This window comes from Williamsia sp. Y712 (genome assembly GCF_059445525.1).
Genome location: NZ_JCAIUN010000003.1, coordinates 680,793 through 701,571 on the forward strand (window position 1 = coordinate 680,793; position 20,779 = coordinate 701,571).

General features: G+C 65.9%; 2 protein-coding genes. Both read left to right on the forward strand.

Annotation, left to right across the window (positions count from 1 at the left end; all coding sequences use genetic code 11):
- Positions 1–3 precede the first annotated feature (3 nt).
- Positions 4–7,647 (forward strand): amino acid adenylation domain-containing protein, encoded by a 7,644-nt coding sequence (locus AC1D75_RS22495; protein WP_495517532.1) that lies wholly within the window; start codon positions 4–6, stop codon positions 7,645–7,647.
- A complete protein-coding gene (locus tag AC1D75_RS22500) occupies positions 7,644–20,714 on the forward strand; it encodes an amino acid adenylation domain-containing protein (RefSeq protein ID WP_495517533.1) in 13,071 nt (4,356 codons plus the stop codon). The genes AC1D75_RS22495 and AC1D75_RS22500 overlap by 4 nt, the downstream gene beginning before the upstream one ends.
- Positions 20,715–20,779: the final 65 nt, after the last annotated feature.

Genomic DNA, 20,779 nt, shown 5'->3' on the forward strand with positions numbered 1-20,779 from the left:
AACGTGGTACCGCTGACGCCATTGCAGGAATCGTTGGTCTATCAATCCACGAATGCGGTTGGGACCGACCCGTATTCAATAGTCCTGTCGGTGCCTTTGCAGGGTGTGGTCGACGCGCAGCGGCTGCGGTCGGCGATTGCAGCGGTGATCGATCGGCATCCCGGGCTGCGCACCGGTTTTGCCCGCCGCAAGACCGGTGAGCCCGTGGGCCTGGTCCGGTCGTCGACCGAGTTCGGGTGGCAGGAGTTCGACGACTCCGACCGGCCCGGGGCCGAGCAGATCGCGCATCTGGACCGGCTGGTCGCCGCCGAGCGCACACACCGGTTCGACCTCACCTCACCGCCACTGTTGCGCGCAGCCCTGGTCCGCACCGCCCCGCAGCAGTGCACCCTGGTACTGACCGTGCACCACCTGATCGTGGACGGGTGGTCGCTGTATCTGCTGCTGACAGATGTATTGCGTTCTTACGGCGACGATCTCACCGATCCGGCCGACGGTACGAGCGCCTACTGGAGTTTTCTGACCTGGCTCGCGGCGGACCAGCAGTCGGGTGGGCAACGCCTGGAACAGTTCTGGAAACCGGAGTTGGCCGACCTCTCCGGTGGCACTTTGCTCGCCGAGGCGCGATCGCCGGGGGCACGGTCGGAACTGCCCGCCGAGTTCGAGGTGTCGGTGGCATCGGAGGTGGTCGCCCGGCTTCGTGAAACGCTCGGTGCGGCAGGTCTGACGCTCAACACCGCACTGTCACTGGTGTGGGCGACCGTTCTCGGGAAGCATCTCGGGCGAACCGATGTGGTGTTCGGTGCAACCGTCTCGGGGCGCCCGCCGGAGATCGAAGGTATCGAGTCGGCGATCGGGACCTTTGTCGACACCGTGCCCGTCCGGGTGCGGTTGTCGCCGTCGACCAGCCTGATCGACAACGCAATCATCCTGCAGCGAAAGCAGATTGCGCTGATGCCCGCGATGCACGTGGGTCTGGGTGCGCTGCAGCGCGCGGCGGGGGTCGGGGACCTCTTCGACACCATGTTGGTGGTCGAGAACTTCTTGATCGACTCCGCGGTCATCGACGAGGCGCAACGCAGTGCCGGCCTCGACATGGGTGAACCGGTCATCGCGGACGCCACCGAGTTCCCGTTGTCCCTCACCGTGGTTCCGTCACCGTCGTCCGGGATCCGGATTCTCGTGAAGTTCTCGCCGGGTCGGATCGCCGAACCTGTGGTCCGGTCGTTGGTCGATCGGATGTGCATGGGGCTGAGCCTCTTTGCCGAGGCGCCGGAGCGCTCTCTTGGCAGCGTCGACTTCACGTCACCGACAGAGCGCGAGCAACTCGAGACGTGGTCGGCGATCACCGCCGCCGGGCCGGCGCGGTCGGTGCCGGAGCAGATCCGAACCCGCGCGGCAGCGGGCCCTGACGCGATCGCACTGGTGACCGAATCCGCAACGCTCACTTATAGGGAACTGCTTTTCCGCGTCGATGACTTCACACACGAGTTCGGCTCGCGTGGCATCGGCCGCGAGAGTGTCGTTGCGATCGCGGTGCCGCGGGGCATCGATGCGGTGGCGTCGATGCTGGCGACACTCGAGGTGGGTGCGGCCTACCTGCCCATCGACCTGGAGTACCCGGCCGAGCGGATCTCCTACATGGTCTCCGACGCCGGAGCCGCGCTGGTGGTCACCGACGATCCGCGGGTCGGTGCCTATGCGGGCTGCCCGGTTGTCGACCCGGCGACCGTCGAAGCCGTCGTCGATCACACCGGGCGCGCAGCTGTTGCGCACGTCCCCACATCGATCGCCTACGTCATCTACACATCCGGGTCGACCGGCACGCCCAAGGCGGTGCTGGGAACAGCGGGTGCGCTTGCCAACCGGATCGCGTGGGCGGCGCGGGACTGGTCGTTGCCCACTGCCGATGTCCGGCTCGCGAAGAGCTCGTTCAGCTTCATCGACGGATCCACAGAATTACTCGGCGCGCTGGCATCCGGCGCGCAGGTGCTCGTCGCCGATTCCGAGAAGGCCAAAGATCCACAAGCCCTGGGACGGCTCATCGGTGACCACGTGGTCAGCCAGGTGACGGCGATCGGCGGACTGGCCACGACGCTGGTGGAGACCACGCCGGTGCCATCGGTGCGCCGGTGGATCCTGAGCGGCGAACCGCTCACCACCGATGCAGTGAATCGGATCAGCCGCGCCACCCCCGGTGCGCAGCTGGTCAATTCGTACGGTTCATCCGAGGTTGCCGGTGACGTGACCACCGCGGTGGTGGCTCCGGGTGACCGGGTACTGGTCGGTTCGGCGGTGCCCGGAACCGGGATCGCTCTGCTCGACATCTTCTTGCAACCGGCCGCACCGGGTGCGGTCGGCGAGGTGTACGTACGTGGTGCCCAGTTGGCGCGCGGTTACCGTGGTCGGCCGGGCGCCACCGCGCAGGCCTTTGTGGCAGATCCAGCCGGGCACGGCACCAGGCTCTATCGAACCGGTGATCTCGGCCGCTTCGACGAGAACGGCCGGTTGGAACTGTTGGGCCGCAGTGACAGTCAGGCGACCATCCGGGGTCACCGCGTCGAATTGGCCGAGGTCGAGGCGGTCCTGGCGGCGCTACCCGAGGTCCGGGCGGGTGCTGTTGCGGTTCGGGCCGACGTGCACGGCGACAACCTGCTCGCCGGTTACGTTGTGCCCGAGCATGTCGGCGTGACCGGGCAGACGCTGCGCCAGGCGATGTCCCAGCGACTGCCGGGACACCTGATCCCCACCGCGTGGACCCTGGTCGAGGATCTTCCGGTCCTCCCGAACGGCAAGCTCGATCGTGCGAGGCTGCCGGAACCCGTTGTCACCGGCACCGGCAGTGGGCGCAGCGAACCGCGCACCGCCACAGAGGCACAGTTGTGCACCCTGTTCGCCGAGGTCCTCGGCGTTTCGATGATCGGACCCGAAGACAACTTCTTCGATCTCGGTGGGCATTCGCTGTCGGCGACTCGCCTGATCACCAGGATGCGGGCAGCGCTCGGTTCAGCGCTCACCGTCGCCGACATCTTCGGTCGGCCCACTCCCGCAGAACTGGCCGAACTCGTCGAGTCGGATGCCGGAACGGCCACCGAACCTCTGGTGGCGCAGGCCCGGCCCGCGCCGCTGCCGTTGTCGTTTGCGCAGCACCGTCTTCGGTTCCTGCACCGAATCGAGGAATCCCGCCCGGCTTACACGCTGCGGTTCGCAATGCGGCTGCACGGTCGCCTAGACAGAGACGCGCTGCGGCGGGCGCTGGCCGCGGTGGTGGACCGGCATGAGGCACTGCGAACGATCTTCCCGGAAGACGCCGAAACCGGACACGCCATGCAGGTGATCCTCCCGGTCGGAACCGAGGTGGCATGGAACGAGAGTTCCTGCAGCGACGGCGATCTGGTCAGCAAGTTGCAGTCCCTCGGCGAACAGACCTTTGATCTGACCTCGGAACTCCCGATCCGCGGCGAGCTGATCGACATCGGCCCGCAGCACAGTGTGCTGGTGCTGCTGGTCCACCACATCGCCGCCGACGAATGGTCGGCGACGGCGTTGATGAGTGACCTGGCCCGGGCCTATCAGGGGGAATCACTGCCGGCGCTGCCGGTGCAATACGCGGACTACGCGCTGTGGCAACGTCGCGTCCTCGGGGACCCGGATCAGCCGACCGAACTCACCGGTGGGCAACTCGACTATTGGCGGGACCGGCTCGCGGGGATACCCGTCGAGCTGTCGTTGCCCTACGACCGAGCGCGTCCGGTACATGCCACGTACCACGGCAGCACAGTCGAGTTCACCATGGGCGCGGAAGAACTCGCTGCCCTGCGCCGGGTTGCGCGGGTCACCGGATCGTCGATGTTCATGGTCGTCCACGCGGCGACGGCCATTGCGCTGTCGGCGTCGGGCGCAGGCACCGACATCGTGGTCGGAACACCCGTCGCCGGTCGCACCGACAATGCTCTCGATGAACTGGTCGGGTTCTTTGTCAACACGCTGGTGTTGCGTACTGATCTCGCCGGCGACCCGACGCTGGCGGAGGTGATCGCGGCTGTTCGCGCCACCGACCTCGAAGCGTATGTGCACCAGGATGTTCCGTTCGAGCGGATCGTTGACGATCTGGATCCGGAGCGCTCGCTGGCGCGTCAGCCGTTGTTCCAGACACTGGTGCAGTACCGGAATCCGATCGTCGCCCCGAAGTTCCGCGGCACGGTCGCTGAACCGGTCTTTGCCGACTCCCGGACCGCGAAGTTCGATCTGTCGTGTGAATTCCGCGAATCGGCGCAGGGCCACGGATTGATCGGAACATTCGAGTACGCAACCGATCTCTACGATCGATCGACCGTGGCGACGATGGCAGGACGGGTGCGGGCCGTGCTCACGGCCATGGCCGAAGACCTGACCACCCACGTGTCTACGTTGCGATTGATCACCGCCACCGAAGCGCAGCTGGTGCTGGCAGGCGCGCAGCCCGGGACCGCGGTGGCGTCGTCGCTGACGGATGTGTTCGCTCAGACGGCGCGCAACCATCCGGCATCGGTTGCGGTGCAGGACGCGAACGCCACCCTGACCTACTCCGAGCTCGACCAACGCTCACGAACACTGGCGGCGACACTGGTGGCAGCCGGAGCCGGACGCGGCTGCTTTGTGGCGCTGATGATCCCGCGGACAACGGATCTGGTGGTGGCGGTACTTGCGACCTTGCGCGCAGGTGCGGCATATGTCCCGATCGATCCGGACTATCCGGCCGATCGAATCAGGATGATTGTCGAAGACTGTGCTCCGGCCGTGGTCGTGGTTGCCGGTGGGATCCGTCCACCGACCGGGTTACCGCCGCGGGCAACCGTCGTGGACCTCGAGACGGCTTGGCAGGCGGCCGATTCGACTGCGCCCTTGCCGCCGGTGGTGCTGACAGAACAGGATCCGGCCTATGTGATCTACACATCGGGCAGTACCGGTCGGCCCAAGGGTGTCGTCGTGTCCCACGGCAATGTCTGCTCCTTGCTCGGTGCCACCGCCGATCGGTTCGAGTTCGGTCCAAGCGACGTGTGGTCGCTCTTTCACTCCTACGCGTTCGACTTCTCCGTGTGGGAATTGTGGGGGGCTCTTGCATACGGGGGCCGGATCCAGGTACTCGGCCGCGACGAGGCCCGATCGCCCCTGGCGTTGCTCGAGACGATCAACCGCACCGGTGTGACCGTCCTGAACCAAACCCCTACCGCCTTCCGGCAGTTCGATGCGGCCGACACCGAGACGCCGGGTATGACGGGTTCGTTGAGGTACATCATTTTCGGTGGTGAAGCCCTGGAACTCCCGGCTCTCTCCGGGTGGTTTGCCCGGCACCGCCACGCGTCCGGTGCCGCGCAGGTAGGCCCGGCTCTGATCAACATGTACGGCATCACCGAGACCACCGTTCATGCGAGTTGGCTCCAGATCACGGAGGACGACACCCGGGTGCCGTCCAGTGTGATCGGGACCCCGCTTGCCGGATTCCGGGCGCGCGTACTCGACCACCTGCTACGCCCCGTCGGTGTGGGCGTGAGCGGTGAGCTGTACCTCTCTGGCCCACAGGTCACCGCCGGATACCTGCGGCGCGCCGGGCTCAGCAGTACGCGTTTCGTCGCCGACCCCTGGGGCGCGGAAGGGGAGCGGATGTACCGCTCCGGAGATGTGGTCCGGTGGACCGATCGGGGATCCCTCGACTACGTGGGACGCGCCGACCAACAGGTCAAGATCCGCGGATTCCGTATCGAACTCGGTGAGATCGGAGCGACGATCCGCGACGTCGAGGGCGTCCGCGACGCTGTCGTGGTCGACCGTGAGGGACCCTCGGGTGCAACCATTTTGGTGGGCTATGTGGTTGCTGCGAGCAATCCCGATTCGGCTGATCCGGAATCAGCGGACCTCATCGTTCGGGACCGGATATTCAGTGAACTGCACTCCAGGCTTCCCGACTATATGGTGCCTTCGGCCTTGGTGTTCCTGCCCGGCTTCCCGATGACACCGCACGGCAAGCTCGACCGCGGCGCACTTCCGGATCCGGAGTTCACCACCGGCATCACCTCGCGGGAACCGGAGACCGACAACGAGCGGATCCTGTGTGAGGTGTTTGCCGAAACGCTTGGACTCGACCAGGTTTCGGTCGACGATGACTTCTTTGCGTTCGGTGGTGACAGCATCGTGTCGATCCAGCTCGTGAATCGGGCGCAGCGCCGCGGTCTGACCTTGGCGACGCGGGACATCTTCACCCACCGAACCGTCGCCGCCCTCGCGGCGGTGGCGACGAACGAGTCACAGGACCACACCGACATCGATGCCGCGGTTGGCCCGGTTGCATTGCTGCCGATCATGTCTCGTCTTCGTGAACTCGGCGGATCGAGTACCCACATCAATCAGTCGATGGTGGTACAGGTTCCGGTATCGGCCGACGGTGAGGTCATTCGCTCGATCGTGTCGGCCATGGTCGATCATCATGACGCCCTGCGCCTGCAGCTCACCGATATTGCCGGCATCCTCTGGTCGCTCGAGATCAGGCCGCGGGGCACGGTGTCGGGCGCAGACTGCGTGGAGGTGGTGCGGGTGTCCGATGACGCCGACCTCGGCGACGCGGTGGCCCACGCTTCCTCGGCGGCCCGCGATCGCCTCGATCCTGAAGCCGGCCGGATGCTGGCCGCGGTCTACCTCGACCGGCCCAGCACCCCGGGCCGACTGATTCTTGTCATTCACCACCTGGCCATCGACGGTGTGTCCCGCCGGATCATCCTCGAAGACCTGGAACAGGCATGGGCGGACGTACAGGGCGGCAGGTCGATCGACCTGCTCCCCGCGCGAACCACGTTGACGGAGTTCGCGGACCGGATTTCGGCTGCTGCGCTCGACTCCGGTCGGCAGCGTGAGCTAGCGCATTGGCGAAATGTGCTGGCGCCAGGCGGTGAACTGGTTCCGGGCCCGGTGACCGGGACGGTGGGCGAGCAGCGCATGGTCGAGGTCGCGCTCGATACCCAAACCAGCGCTGCGCTGCTGACTTCGGTGCCGGCGCTATCCGGATTCGAGGTGACCGCCATCCTGCTCGGAACGGTTCGAGCGGCTCTCGGTGAGAGCGAACGTGAAATTGTCGTCGACGTCGAGCGTCATGGCCGTGAGGATCCCGATTCGGGTCCGTCGGTGGAACTGACGCGAACACTCGGCTGGTTCACCGCGATGGCACCGGTTCGGCTGCCCGCCTTCACATCTGTCGACGATGCGGTGGCGCAGACGGCGGCCGCGCTGGCCGCGGTCCCGGGATCCGGACTCGGATATGGGATGCTTCGCTACCTCGATCCGCAGACCAGCGCGATTCTGTCTGAAACAGGCAGTGCCCAAGTGCTGTTCAACTACCTGGGGCGCATCCCGGTCGGTAAGGGTGGCGATTGGCTGCCCTCTGAAGAGTCGCGGGCACTCGATACCCCGCCGGATGCCGATCTTGGTGTCCCGTATGCGCTGGAGATCGAGATCGTGTGCATCGATGGGCCCGATGGCCCGGTGCTGCGTGGCAGGTTCACCTACCTGCCGGGTGTGCTCGCCGAGGAAGAAGTGGTGAGCGTGGCGCAGCGATGGATGTCGGTCGGTGGGCAATTGGCGGATCCCGCCACGAATTCGGTGGAGGTAGCACGGTGACCGACGTCAAAGAGTCTTACGGCAACGTGGACGAGACCGCCGCGAAGGGTCCGGGGACACTGCCTGCCACCGCTGCTCAGCGGGATGTCTTCCTCGGCGCGCAGACCGCACAGGACGCCACGCTTTACAACACCGGCCTCTATGGAGAGGTCACGTCGGGTCCGCTCGACATCGATCGCCTCACCACTGCGATCGGCAGCGTGGTCGCCAAAGCACCAACCCTGCACGTTCGATTCACCATGGCGTCTGACGGAGAACTACGGCAGGTCGTCACGCCGCCGGGGAACACCATTCCCGACGTGGTCGATCTGCGCGCGGACGCGAATCCGCGTGCTGCCGCGATGGCGTGGATGCGAGCCGAACTCGACCGGCCCCACGACGTCGCCACCGACGATCTGTTCGGGACCGCCGTCCTGCTGTTGTCGGACACTGCCACCATCTGGTTCCTGTACGCACACCACATCGTCTGCGACGGTGTCGGACTGATGCAGCTCGGCCTCGCCGTGCGTCGTGCCTACCCCGCACCTGCCGAGTTCGATCCGGGACCGCGCTGGTCGATCGAGGGCTACGTCAAGGCAGATCAGGACTATCGGGACTCGGATCAGTTCGACGCAGACCGGGCGTATTGGGTCGGGCAGATGGCGGACCTGCCGCCCGCCCCGCGTCTGCTGAACCGCTTTCTGTCACCCGCGCAGGGGACCGAGCATGCTGCGGTGATCCTGAACACCGACCGCACGAAGATCCTGCAGGACCTGGGCAAGGACCATGGTCTGTCGTTGGCGCAGATGCTGATCGGCGTGCTCGCCGCGTTCACCCAGCGAAGGACCGGCCTGTCCGACATCGTCTTCGCGCTGCCGACCACCGCGCGTGGGGTCAGTGAACTGCGAACCGTTCCGGCAATGGTGACCAGTGTCTTGCCACTGCGAATCCCCGTCGACGGTCGCGACACACTCACCGACATCGCCCGCAGAGTTGCCGACCGCCTCGCCGAGATGTTGAAGCACAGTCGGTTTCGGGGTGAAGATCTCGGCCGGGAACTACGCGGCCTGGACCCCGCATACCGCATGTTCGGCGCCGGGATCAACGTCCTGTCCGCCTCCTCGAATGCCACTGTGGGCGGTTTGCCTGCGCAGTTCGTCCCGCTGGCCTCAGGTCCGGTCGGGGACGTCGAGTTCCTCGCCGTGATTCAGCGGGGTCTCGAACCGATCCGCATCACATTGCGGGGTGTGGCCGACGCCAAAGATGATGTGCTCGAGGTCAGCGGCGATCTCGAGACGTTCTTCGACGAACTGTTTGTCGACCCGACCGCCAGATTGCAGGTGCTGGGGTCGAACCCGGTGACAGTGTCCGGCGGCGAACCGCAAGCGCTGCCACTGCTTCCGTCTCTGCACCGGGCGCGGCACCAGCCGGAGACCGCCACAGCATTGCGGACCCGGACGGTCACCCTGCCCTCCGGAACCACCGCCGAGGTCGTTCTCGACGCGGCGCGTGCACTGGTGAGTGCCCATCCGATCCTGCATAGCCGGTTGTCCGAACCCGCCGCCGGACTGTGGTCGCTGGAACCGGTCGATCCCGAACCCACCGCTTCTGGCGATGAGATCGACGTCCGTGCCGGCCGGATCCTGGCTGCGCACTGGCGATCCGACGAACTCGCAGTGCATCTGACGGTTGCCGCACTGTTCGTCGATGAGGTGTCGCTGACCGTACTGGCGACCGAGCTGGAACAGGCCGCTTCGGACGCGCTGGCCGGCCGGGCGATTCGAATCGATCCTCCCGCAACACACATCGGAACTGTGGCCCGCGAACTCTCGGCCCGATCGCGCTCACCCCAGCTGCTCGCCGAATTGCCCCGCTGGCTCGGGATCCTGGCCCCGGGCGGGCGGGTGGCGGCCGGTGTGACCCGGCAGGGGGATCCGGATCAGTCGGCGCAGACCGTCTACGTGTCCGAATCACCCGTTACCGCACCCGATGAGCTCGCACCAGAAGAACTCACCGCGGTGTTGTCTGCCGCGGCGGCTGTGACGATCGCGCGTTGGGATGCCGCCCGCGGTATCGACCGGACCGAGGTCGTCTTCGAGGTCGGCCAGGACATCCACCACAAGACCCCGTTCGGTCTGGACCTGTCCGGGACTGTCGGCCCGCTCCGTTCGGTGGCGCCCATCCGGTTGTCGACCGGACCGGGTGCCGAGTCGGCGCAGCTCATCGAGACCGCTCGCGAGTTCTGGTCCGACGCAGCGGATGTACGCTACGAGGTTCTTCGTCACCTGCAGCCGCAGGCAGGCGCCGCCCTGGCAGCCTTGCCTCCAGTGGACCTGCGGGTCGAGCGACTCGACACCGACGAACCGTTGCCTGCGCAGACGGCGATCAGACTGGCCTTGCGTCGCGGTGCTGCCGGCTGGTCGGCGCACGTGCAGGGGAAATGCTCGGCGGCCGGTGAACCCGAGTTCGAACAGCTTTCGACGATCTGGTCGCAGACCCTGACGGCTCTGTTGCCCGCAGCGGCGGCGCGGACGTCGGGCTACCTGGTCCGGGTGACCCCCGAGCAGGACGAGACCCTGATTTCACTGGCCGGAGAACACATCTCCGATGTGTGGCCACTGTCGCCGCTACAGGAGGGCCTGTTCTATCAGGCCCAGGTGGACAGCGGAAACGACATCTACACGGCACAGTTCTGGCTGGACGTCGATCACCGGCTCGACGCGGACCGGTTGCGGGTCGCCGCCACCGAGCTGATGAAACGCAATCCCGCGATCCGCGCGGGATTCACCGTCGACGGTTTTGATGCGCCGGTCCAATTCGTGCTCGACGATCTCGAACCGGCGTTGGTCGAGGTCGATCTGTCGGGATACCCGGCGGCCGATCGCGACGAGATGCTCGAACTCGAACTGCTCCGGGACCGGCGAACCCCGTTCACACTCGATGCGCCGCCGCTGTGGCGAATGACGCTCATCCATCTCGACTCCGGTCATGACCGACTCGTGATCAACCGTCAGTTCATGCTGTGGGACGGCTGGTCGGGCGGCCCCTTCGTCTCCCAACTACTGGCACTTTATGCCGCAGCGGATTTCGGCACCGTCGAAGCTCCGCACGCGACGTTCGGCGATTACCTTGCCTGGCTGGGTGGCCAGGACCAGCAGGTCGCGCACGACGCCTGGGCGCAGATTCTTTCCGGCGTCGAAGAACCATCGCTACTCGCTCCGCGTGCGGCGGGTACGGCGGGCGCGGCACCGGTGCGCATCGAACGCACTCTCGGAGCGAATCTTTCAATCGACCTCCGTGGGGCATCTCGTCTGGCGGGTGTCACGCTCAATGCCACACTCAATTCCGCGCTGGCGCTGGTGCTCTCACGTCACCTTGGTCGAGCCGATGTGATTTTCGGTTCCACCGTGTCTGGTCGCCCCACCGAGGTCCCCGGTCTCGAAGGAGTCATCGGGCTGTTCCTGAACACGATTCCGGTCCGGGTCGGGCTGCGGCCCGGAGAGACACTCACCGAACTTGCGCGCAGGGTGCAGACCGACCGGGTCGATTCGATGGCATACGACCATCTGGGACTCGCCGGAATCCAGCGCGCCGCCGGTGTCTCCGCGCTGTTCGACGTCCTGTACGTGCTGCAGAACTTTCGCACCGAGGACGAAGAGGCCGAACAATCGCAGCGGCACGGCCTGCTCGGTGAGGGCAGTCTCGATCACACGCACTACCCGGTCACCATCGTGGTGACGCCGAGCGAGGACATCCGCTTCCGGATCGAGTACCGGGCAGACCTGATCAGCGACCACCTGGCCGCCACGATCGCCGACGAGTTCCGTTCGGTACTCGCGACATTCGTCGATGCTCCGGGCACCGTCGCCGCGGCCGCGCTGCCCGTTGCGCTCCCTGCGGATCGAACCGAACCGCTCCATGACCTCCCCGACCTGCCCGACATCACGATCTCCGAGATGCTCGCCGACCGAGCGGCACTCATACCGGCGGAGAACGCGCTCGTGTTCGGAGACAAGCGCCTCACCTACGCAGAACTCGATGCCCGGATCAATCGGTTGGCCCGACTCCTGGTGGGCCAGGGTGCCGGTCCCGAGTCGATCGTGGCGATCGCGCTACCGCGCAGCATCGACACGGTGGTCGCGCTGTTCGCAGTACTCCGTTGCGGTGCAGCGTATCTGCCCCTGGAACTCGATCATCCCGACGACCGTCTCGCGGTCATCCTCGACCAGGGTGATCCGATGGTGGTCCTCACCGTCGCGGGCACAGCGCAGCGACTCGGCGGGCGGAATCTGCTGGTCCTCGACGACGCCGAGACCCGCGGACACCTGGCCGAGGTGTCTGAATCACCCTTGACCGACACCGAACTCGGGATGTTTGCGCCCGGAACACCGGGCCGCCTTCGGCATCCGGCCTATGTCATCTTCACCTCGGGTTCGACGGGCCTGCCCAAGGGCGTGTCGACGCCGTATCTCGGGCTGACGAACATGCAGCTCAACCATCGCAGTGCGATCTTCGATCCGACGGTTCGGGCCGTCGCCGAGTCCGGCAGGAGCGTCCGACTTCGCATCGCCCACACCGTGTCGTTTGCGTTCGACATGTCGTGGGAAGAGCTGTTGTGGCTTGTCGAAGGCCACGAAGTCCATGTCTGCGACGAAGAACTCCGCCGCGATGCCGCCGGGCTGGTGGACTACTGCCGTCGCCACCTCATCGACGTCGTCAATGTCACCCCGACGTACGCTCATCATCTGTTCGAAGCCGGACTTCTCGCCGGACCGGAGGACGTCAGAACCCCGTATCCCGGGCATCGCCCACCGCTGGTCCTGCTCGGCGGCGAAGCGGTCCCGGATAACATCTGGCAACAACTACGCGAAACGCCGGATGTGCTGGGCTACAACCTGTACGGACCCACCGAGTACACGATCAACACGCTTGGCGCAGGCACCGACGAGTGTGACAAACCCACTGTCGGACATCCGATCAGTCGCACGCAGGCCCACCTACTCGATTCGTGGCTCCGACCCGTACCCGAGGGCGTGGTCGGCGAACTGTATGTGACCGGCGCCGGTTTGGCGCGGGGTTACCTGAACCGGGCCGCACTGACCGCCGAGCGATTTGTGGCCGACCCGTTCGCGGCCGCCGGGCAGCGGATGTACCGCACGGGCGACCTGATGCGATGGCGGGCCGACGGGAACCTGGAGTTCCTGGGACGCACCGATGATCAGGTGAAGATCCGTGGCTACCGGGTTGAGGTCGGCGAGATCGAGGCCGTCCTCGACGCCCATCACGACATCGTGCGGGCCGCCGTGATAGCCGCTCCGGATCCATCACTTCCCGGTACCAAACGCCTCGCCGCGTACGTGGTGCCCGCGACGGGCTTCGATGGTGATCTGGCTGCGCTGCGTGCGTATCTGGGTGGATTGTTGCCCGATTACATGGTCCCGGCGTTGTTCTCGGCGGTGGAGAGCCTGCCGATGACCGTCAACGGCAAGCTGGACATCGCCGCGCTGCCCAAGCCGGAACTGGCGGTCGGTGGCGTGCGACGTGCGCCGCGAACTGACACCGAACGTGCTTTGTGTGAGGCATTTGCCTCGATCCTCGAGGTCGACGAGGTCGGTATCGACGACGACTTCTTCTCACTCGGTGGGCACTCGATGTCGGCGATGCAGTTGGTCGGCAGAGTTGAGGTCGACGGCCGCAAGCTCGCGATCCGTGATCTGTTCGAGGCGCGGACACCGGTTGCCCTGGCTGCGCGTTTGCAGGGTGGAGATCTCCGGGCCGATCCGGAGACGTCATCGTTGATCGCCGTCGCGAACACGCCACGGCCCGAACTGGTTCCGCTGTCTGCGGCCCAGGAACGTCTGTGGCTCCTGCACTCACTCGATGGCGACGATCTGTCGTACCACTACGCGCATGTGGCGCGTGTCGGTGGAGTTGTCGACGAGAATGCGCTGCGTGCAGCACTTCTCGACGTGCTGGACCGGCACGAGGCGCTGCGCACGGTGGTTCGTGTCGTGGACGGACAGCCGACCCAGCACGTCGGTATGGCGGACGATGCATTGGCATTCGATGTACTCGAGCGCCGCGGCGCCGACGACACCGCGATCCGCGCCACTGTCGCAGAACATCTGACCCGACGCTTCGACCTGGAACGCGGACCGGTTCTGCGGACCTGCCTGATCCGGGTGGGCGAAGCCGGTGAACACTCGGTCATCGCGTTGGCCCTGCATCACATGGTCACCGACGAGTGGTCGGACCGCCCGCTGCTGACCGATCTGACCATTGCCTACCTGGCCCGATTGTCCGGTACGGCACCCGGATTCGCCGACCTGCCCGTGCAATACGCCGACTACACCCGCTGGCAGCTCGAGCGGCTGGGATCGGTGTCGGATCCCGGGTCTCGCGCGGCGCGCCAGCTCGATTATTGGAAGCAGACCCTGGCCGGTCTGCCCGACGAGATCGAACTGCCGCGCGATCGGCGTCGGCCGACGGTCCCGACCGGGGCGGGTGACATGGTCACCGCAGACGTCGGACCCGAGGTCCGGGACGCACTGCTGGCCGTGGGACGCGAGGTCAACGCCAGCATGTTCATGGTCACCCAGGCTGCGGTGGCCGCGCTGCTCAGTCGCCTCGGCGCAGGGACCGACCTGGCTCTCGGTTCGCCGATCTCCGGTCGAGGCGATCCGGCCCTGGCCGATCTGGTGGGGTTCTTCGTCTCCACGCAGGTGCTGCGGATGGACGTCTCGGGCAACCCGGCGTTCACCGACCTGCTGGAGCGCACGCGTGAGGTCGATCTGGCCGCCTTCGAGAATCAGGACCTGCCCTTCCAGCAGATCGTCGAAGCTCTGAGCCCGTCGCGGGTGGCCGGTCGCAACCCGCTCTTCCAGGTGATGGTCAGCTACCTGCAGATCGGTGGTGCCAACCCTGATTTCCTGGGTATGCCAACCGAATTCGAGAACCTGCAGGCACAGCATGCGAAGTTCGACCTCGCGTTCACCTTTGTCGACACAGACACCTCGATGACCATTGGTGTGGAGTACTCCACCGAGCAGTTCGACCGCTCCACCGTCGAAGGATTCGCACGTCGCCTGGTGGGCATCCTGCGCCAGGTGGCAGCGTGTCCAGGCGTGCGGATCGGCGACCTCACGGTGATAGATGCCGCGGACAACGAGGCCCTGGCCGCACTCCGGGGCCCTCGGGTTCCGGCATCGCCGACGTTGGCGGACCTGCTGGTCGCCCGTCCGGCGCAGCCGCAGCCCGCCCTGCTGACCCCGGGTGGCGGTTCGGTGTCGCACGGCGAGTTCCGCGGTGCCGTCGCGCGGTTGGCGCGCTATCTCATCGCCGCGGGAGTGGGGCCGGAGTCGGTTGTTGCCGTGGCAGTTCCACGCTCGGAAGAGCTGCTGCGGGCCATCCACGCCGTCGTCATGGCCGGCGCCGCCTACTTGCCGCTCGATGTGGATTATCCGGCGGACCGGCTGCAATACATGGTCGATGTCGCGAATCCGGTGGTGGCGCTCACCGTCACCGATTGGGCAGGTAATCTGCCTGCCGGTATCCCGGCCATCGTGCTGGACGATTCGCTTGTGGCCGAGGCGCTCTCCGAACTGTCGGGTGATCCGCTGACCGACGCCGAGCGCACCGGGGCGTTGTTGCCGGAACACCCCGCCTACGTGTTGTTCACGTCGGGGTCGACCGGGCGACCGAAGGGTGTGGTGGTCTCGCACCGGGCGATCGTCAACCGGCTGGTGTGGATGCAGAGTGTCTACGGGGTCGGGGCCGGTGACCGAGTTCTACACAAGACGCCGATCAGCTTCGATGTCTCGGTGTGGGAGTTGTTCTGGCCGTTGGCATATGGTGCCACCCTGGTGATCGCCGAACCGGAAGGACATCGCGATCCGGCATATCTGGCCGGGTTGATCGACCAGCAACGGATCCGGTATGCGCACTTCGTCCCGTCGATGCTGGAGGTCTTCCTGTCATCCCCGGCGTTGACGGAGGTTCCGCATCTGGCCCACCGTGGACTCGAGGCGATCATCGCCAGTGGGGAAGCGTTGCGGGCAGACGTCGCGCAGACGCTTCGTCAACGACTGCCGGGGGTACGCCTGGACAATCTCTACGGACCCACCGAGGCAGCGGTGGACGTGAGCGCAGCAATCGGTGTGGGCGACGGAACCTTCGAGGATCCAGATGGGGTCAGTGCCTCACTGTCGCTGGGTGGACCGGTCTGGGGCACCGACCTTTTCGTCCTCGACGCATTCCTCCAACAGGTTCCCGAAGGCGTGATCGGGGAGCTGTACATCGGTGGTGTACAACTGGCCCGCGGCTATCACGCGGACCCGCGACGCACGGCGGAACGGTTTGTCGCACACCCGTTTGTGGTCGGTGAGCGTCTGTACCGGACAGGTGACCTCGTATGCGTGCGCCGCGACGGTGAGGGCCGGATCGGGCTCGACTATCGTGGCCGCTGCGACCAGCAGGTCAAACTCCGTGGCCTGCGTATCGAACTCGGTGAGATCGAGGCGGCGATACTCGAAACCGGAGGATTGTCGGCCGCCGCGGTCGCCGTGCACGCGGATGACCTCGTGGGCTACTACGTACTCGACCCGTCGTCGACGGAACATCGCGGCGTCGAAACGATACGCAGTGCCATCGCATCCCGGCTGCCGAGCTACATGGTGCCCACGCAACTGATCGAACTCGACGTTCTTCCACTGGGGCCGAGCGGCAAACTCGACAGGCGCTCACTGCCGGTCCCGGCGAGTGCCGCGCGCACCTCACGAGCTCCCGAAGGTGAGCTCGAGACGGTGCTCGGTGAGGTCTTCGGCGACGTGCTGGGCCGGGACCCGGCACAGGGGCCGGTCGGCGCAGAAGATGACTTCTTCGCACTCGGCGGACACTCGCTGCTCGCGATCCGGGTCTCCAACGCGCTCGGCGAGAGGCTTGGCGTCTCGGTGGGGATGCGGGACCTCTTCGAGAATCCCACGATTGCCCAGTTGGCCGATCATCTGAAGAACGGCCGGACCACGCAGACGCGTCCGCAATTGGTCGCGCGCACGCGCCCCGATCTGCTGCCGCTGTCGTCCGGGCAGGCCCAGATGTGGACGTTGTATGCCGTCAGTGGTGCCGACCCCACGTACAACGTGCCGGTGTTCTGGTCTCACCCCGATCCGATCGATGAACAGGTTCTGGCGCAGGCGCTCGCCGATGTTGTTGCCCGGCACGAGGTTCTGCGCACGTTCTACCCCGAGGTCGATGGAGAGCCGGTCCAGGTCATCAAACCGGCCGGGACGGCCACGGTGCCTGTCGAATCGATTGCGGTCGGCGAGGCCGATGTGGTCGCGACGGTCATGGCGGCGGTGTCATACGGCTTTGAGCTCGATCGTGAGGTGCCGTTGCGGGCAACCGTTCTCAAGACCGGTGCCGGAGCAGACCTGGTGCTGCTGTTGCTGCACCACATCGCGACGGACGAGTGGTCGGCGGCGCCATTGCAGCGGGACCTGACCGAGGCCTATCGGGCGCGATCGGCCGGTGCTGCGCCGGACTGGTCCCCGCTCCCGTTGCAGTACGCCGACTACGTGCTTTGGCAACGTGATCTGCTCGGCGACCCGAACGACGAAAGTTCGAGGGGTGCACTCGCTCTGGACTATTGGCGGACCCGGTTGGCCGGGCTTCCAGAAGAGCTGGCGTTGCCCTACGACCATCCCCGACCGGATCGGATGAGCAATCGCGGTGGCACCGTCTTCCGCCGGATCGATACTCCGATCACCCGGCCGCTGCGGGAGCTCGCAGCGCAGACCGGTGCCAGCATGTTCATGGTCATGCAGGCTGCGGTCGCAGCGATGCTGCACCGGATGGGTGCCGGCACCGACATCGCGATCGGATCACCGATCTCCGGGCGCAGCGACGCGCGGCTCGACGACATGGTCGGATACTTCCTGAACACGGTTGTCCTGCGCACGGATCTGTCCGGCCATCCGACATTCATCGAGTTGCTCGGAAGGGTGCGGGAGACCGATCTTGCCGCCTTCGACCACCGCGACGTGCCGTTCGAGCAGGTTGTCGAGACAGTGGCGCCGAACCGTTCCCCGGCGATCCACCCGCTGTTCCAGGTGATGATCGTCTACCTGACCGGGTCGCTGCCGGATACGTCGTCGGCGGGCATCGGTGCACCGGAACAGCTCTCCGGCAACGGCACGGCAAAGTTCGAGCTGTCTTTCGATTTCACCGAAGACCAGGCAACCGGCGTTGTCGGCTGCGCGTTGCAGTACAGCAGCGACCTGTTCGAGCGGTCCACGGTCGAGGCGTTGGCCGAGCGACTGATCGCCGTGCTGCGCACGGTTGCCGAGCGCACGGATGTTCCGCTGCGCGAGATCGACGTCCTGTCGGCCGCGGAATCGGCCAACGTGGCGGCATGGTCGACCGGCGATCAGGTGGAGCTGCCACCGGGCACGATCAACGACTTGCTGATCGACGCGGCCCACCGGCATCCGGCTGCCGAGGCAGTGGTGTTCGGTGACCGGACGTTGAACTACGCGCAGTTCGACATGCACGCGAACGGGTTGGCCCGCCTGCTCCTGCGCCGCGGTGTGCGCCCGGGGGATCGGGTTGCGGTGGCGTTGCCACGCAGTCTGGAATTGCCTGCCGTCCTGACCGCGATCATGCGCACCGGTGCTGCCTATGTGCCGATCGATTCGGATTATCCACTCGATCGCATCGAATACATCCGCGAAAACAGTGCGGTGGCACTGACAATCGTCGATTCGACGACGCGCTCGGCGCTCGGCGACGCGGCCGATGTGGTGTCACTCGACGACGCCGCACTGCGCGCCGAACTGGCGACACTGTCGACGGAGCCGATCACCGATGGCGAGCGGGGCCGGGCAATCCTGCTCGGCGACGCCGCCTACACGATCTACACCTCGGGTTCGACCGGACGCCCGAAGGGTGTGGTCATCGACCATCGGGGCCTGGTCAACTTCCTGGTCTGGAAACAACGGGCCACCGGAATCGACGCGAGCGACCGGATTCTGCAGAAGACCCCGTTCTCGTTCGACGCCTCGGTGTGGGAGTTCTTCGTTCCGTTGATGATCGGCGGCACGGTGGTGATGGCCGAGCCGGGTGGACATCGGGATCCGCAGTACCTTCTCGACGAGATCGAGAGGGCACAGCTGACAACGGTCGAGTTCGTTCCGTCGATGCTCAATGCTCTTCTGCAGTACGACTTCCCGAAAGAGGCCACGGCATCGGTGCGGCGGGTGTTCTGTGGTGGTGAGGCACTGTCTGCGGCAACCGCGGCCGCGGCGCTGGCCCGGTTCGATGCAGATCTGTACAACCTGTACGGACCCACCGAGACCACGGTCGGTATCACCGGCGAACTGGTGACCGCGCAGGTCGTCGCAGGCGGCCAGGGTTCGGGGGCCGGCCTGTCGATCGGGAGCCCGGCCTTCAACTCGACGGCGCGAGTGCTCGACAACTCGCTACGGCCGGTGGCCGTGGGTGTGGTCGCAGAGCTGTATCTCGGTGGTCCTCAGGTAGCGCTTGGCTACCACGGCCGGCCGGACCTGACCGCAACCCGCTTTGTTGCCGACCCCTTCGGCGGCATCGGCGAACGGCTGTACCGCACCGGCGATCTCGTCCGCTGGACCGAGCACGGTTCGATCCAGTATCTGGGCCGGATCGATGATCAGGTCAAGATTCGCGGCTTCCGTGTCGAGACCGAAGAGATCAGGTTTGTGCTGGAATCGCATCAGGACGTGCGAACCGCGGCAGTTGTTGTGCGCCACCGTGGTTCCCTCGCCGAGCCGTACCTGGCGGCCTATGTCACGCGAGCCGTTGCCGGATCCGATCCGGCAACCGATGACGGGCTCATCGCCCGGTTGCGAGACTTCCTGGCGGAGCGCCTTCCCGACTACATGGTGCCCGTCGCGTTTGCCGAACTCGACGAACTGCCGGTCACCGTCAACGGCAAGTTCGACGCCAGTGGACTGCCGGAACCGGTGCCGTTCGCGGCGATCGATCATCGGGACCCGCAGACGGCCACCGAGATCTTTGTCGCCGAGGTGCTGCGAGAGGTCTTGGAGATCGGTCCGGATGTGGCGATTTCATCGAACGACGACTTCTTCGGTCTCGGTGGTCAATCATTGTCGGCGACAAGGTTTGCCAATGCCCTGCGCAGCAGGACCGGACTACCGCTGGCCCTGCGGACCATCTTCGACCGGCGGACCGTCACCGGGATCGCCGCAGCGATCGACGCGGGAGACCAGAGTGGGCAAGGCCATCCGATCGCGGTGGAACTCGCACCGTCGGCACAGGGTCGCCATGTCTTTTGTGTGCACGCCATATCCGGGGCGGGAACCGTGTATTCGAGTGTGGTGCCGCATCTACCGGACGGCCATGGCCTGATCGCGCTGCAGGATCCGGCCCATGGCGGATCGTCCCAGGACTTCGAGACCCTCGACGAGCTGGTGACGACCTACACCGAGGTGATCCGCGAGCACCAGCCCGAGGGTCCCTATGAGCTGCTGGGCTTTTCGTACGGTGGACATATCGCCTTCGGGATCGCCCGCGAGTTGGAGGCTGCCGGTGCCACCGTCAGCGGCCTGACCATCCTCGACACTCCGCCGATCACCGCTGACGCGGTGACCATCACCCCGGATGCCGATGAGCTCGAGCGCGAGGTGATTCGGATCTTTGCGCACTATGCCGCACTGCCTGCTGCGGACGTCGATGCGGTGGCCGGGCTGCCCCGAGATGAGGCCCGGGACCAGATCGCCCGCCGCAGTGCAGGATCCGGTGGACCTATGGCGGACTACAGCCTCGACGACGCCCGTGCGTTCATGGCTTCGTACGCACGCTGCCTACGGCTGATGAATCAGGCACCGACACATGGTGAGGTCTCGGTGCCGATCGATCTGGTGCTGGGCTATCTGCACTTCGAGACAGAAAACGCGACCCGCGAACTCTGGCAGAGGCATTGCCGCAGCGTTGTGCGGTCCTCGCGGATACCGGCGATGCACGACGACATGCTGAATCCGGACATGGTGGGGCAGTGGTACCACGCGCTGGTTCGCTCCCCAAACAGCATGGATTAGAGCGTCTTTCGGCCCGCGGATGACAATCTGCGGGCCGTCGGCCGGTCGCCAAAGGGTGGCATCAC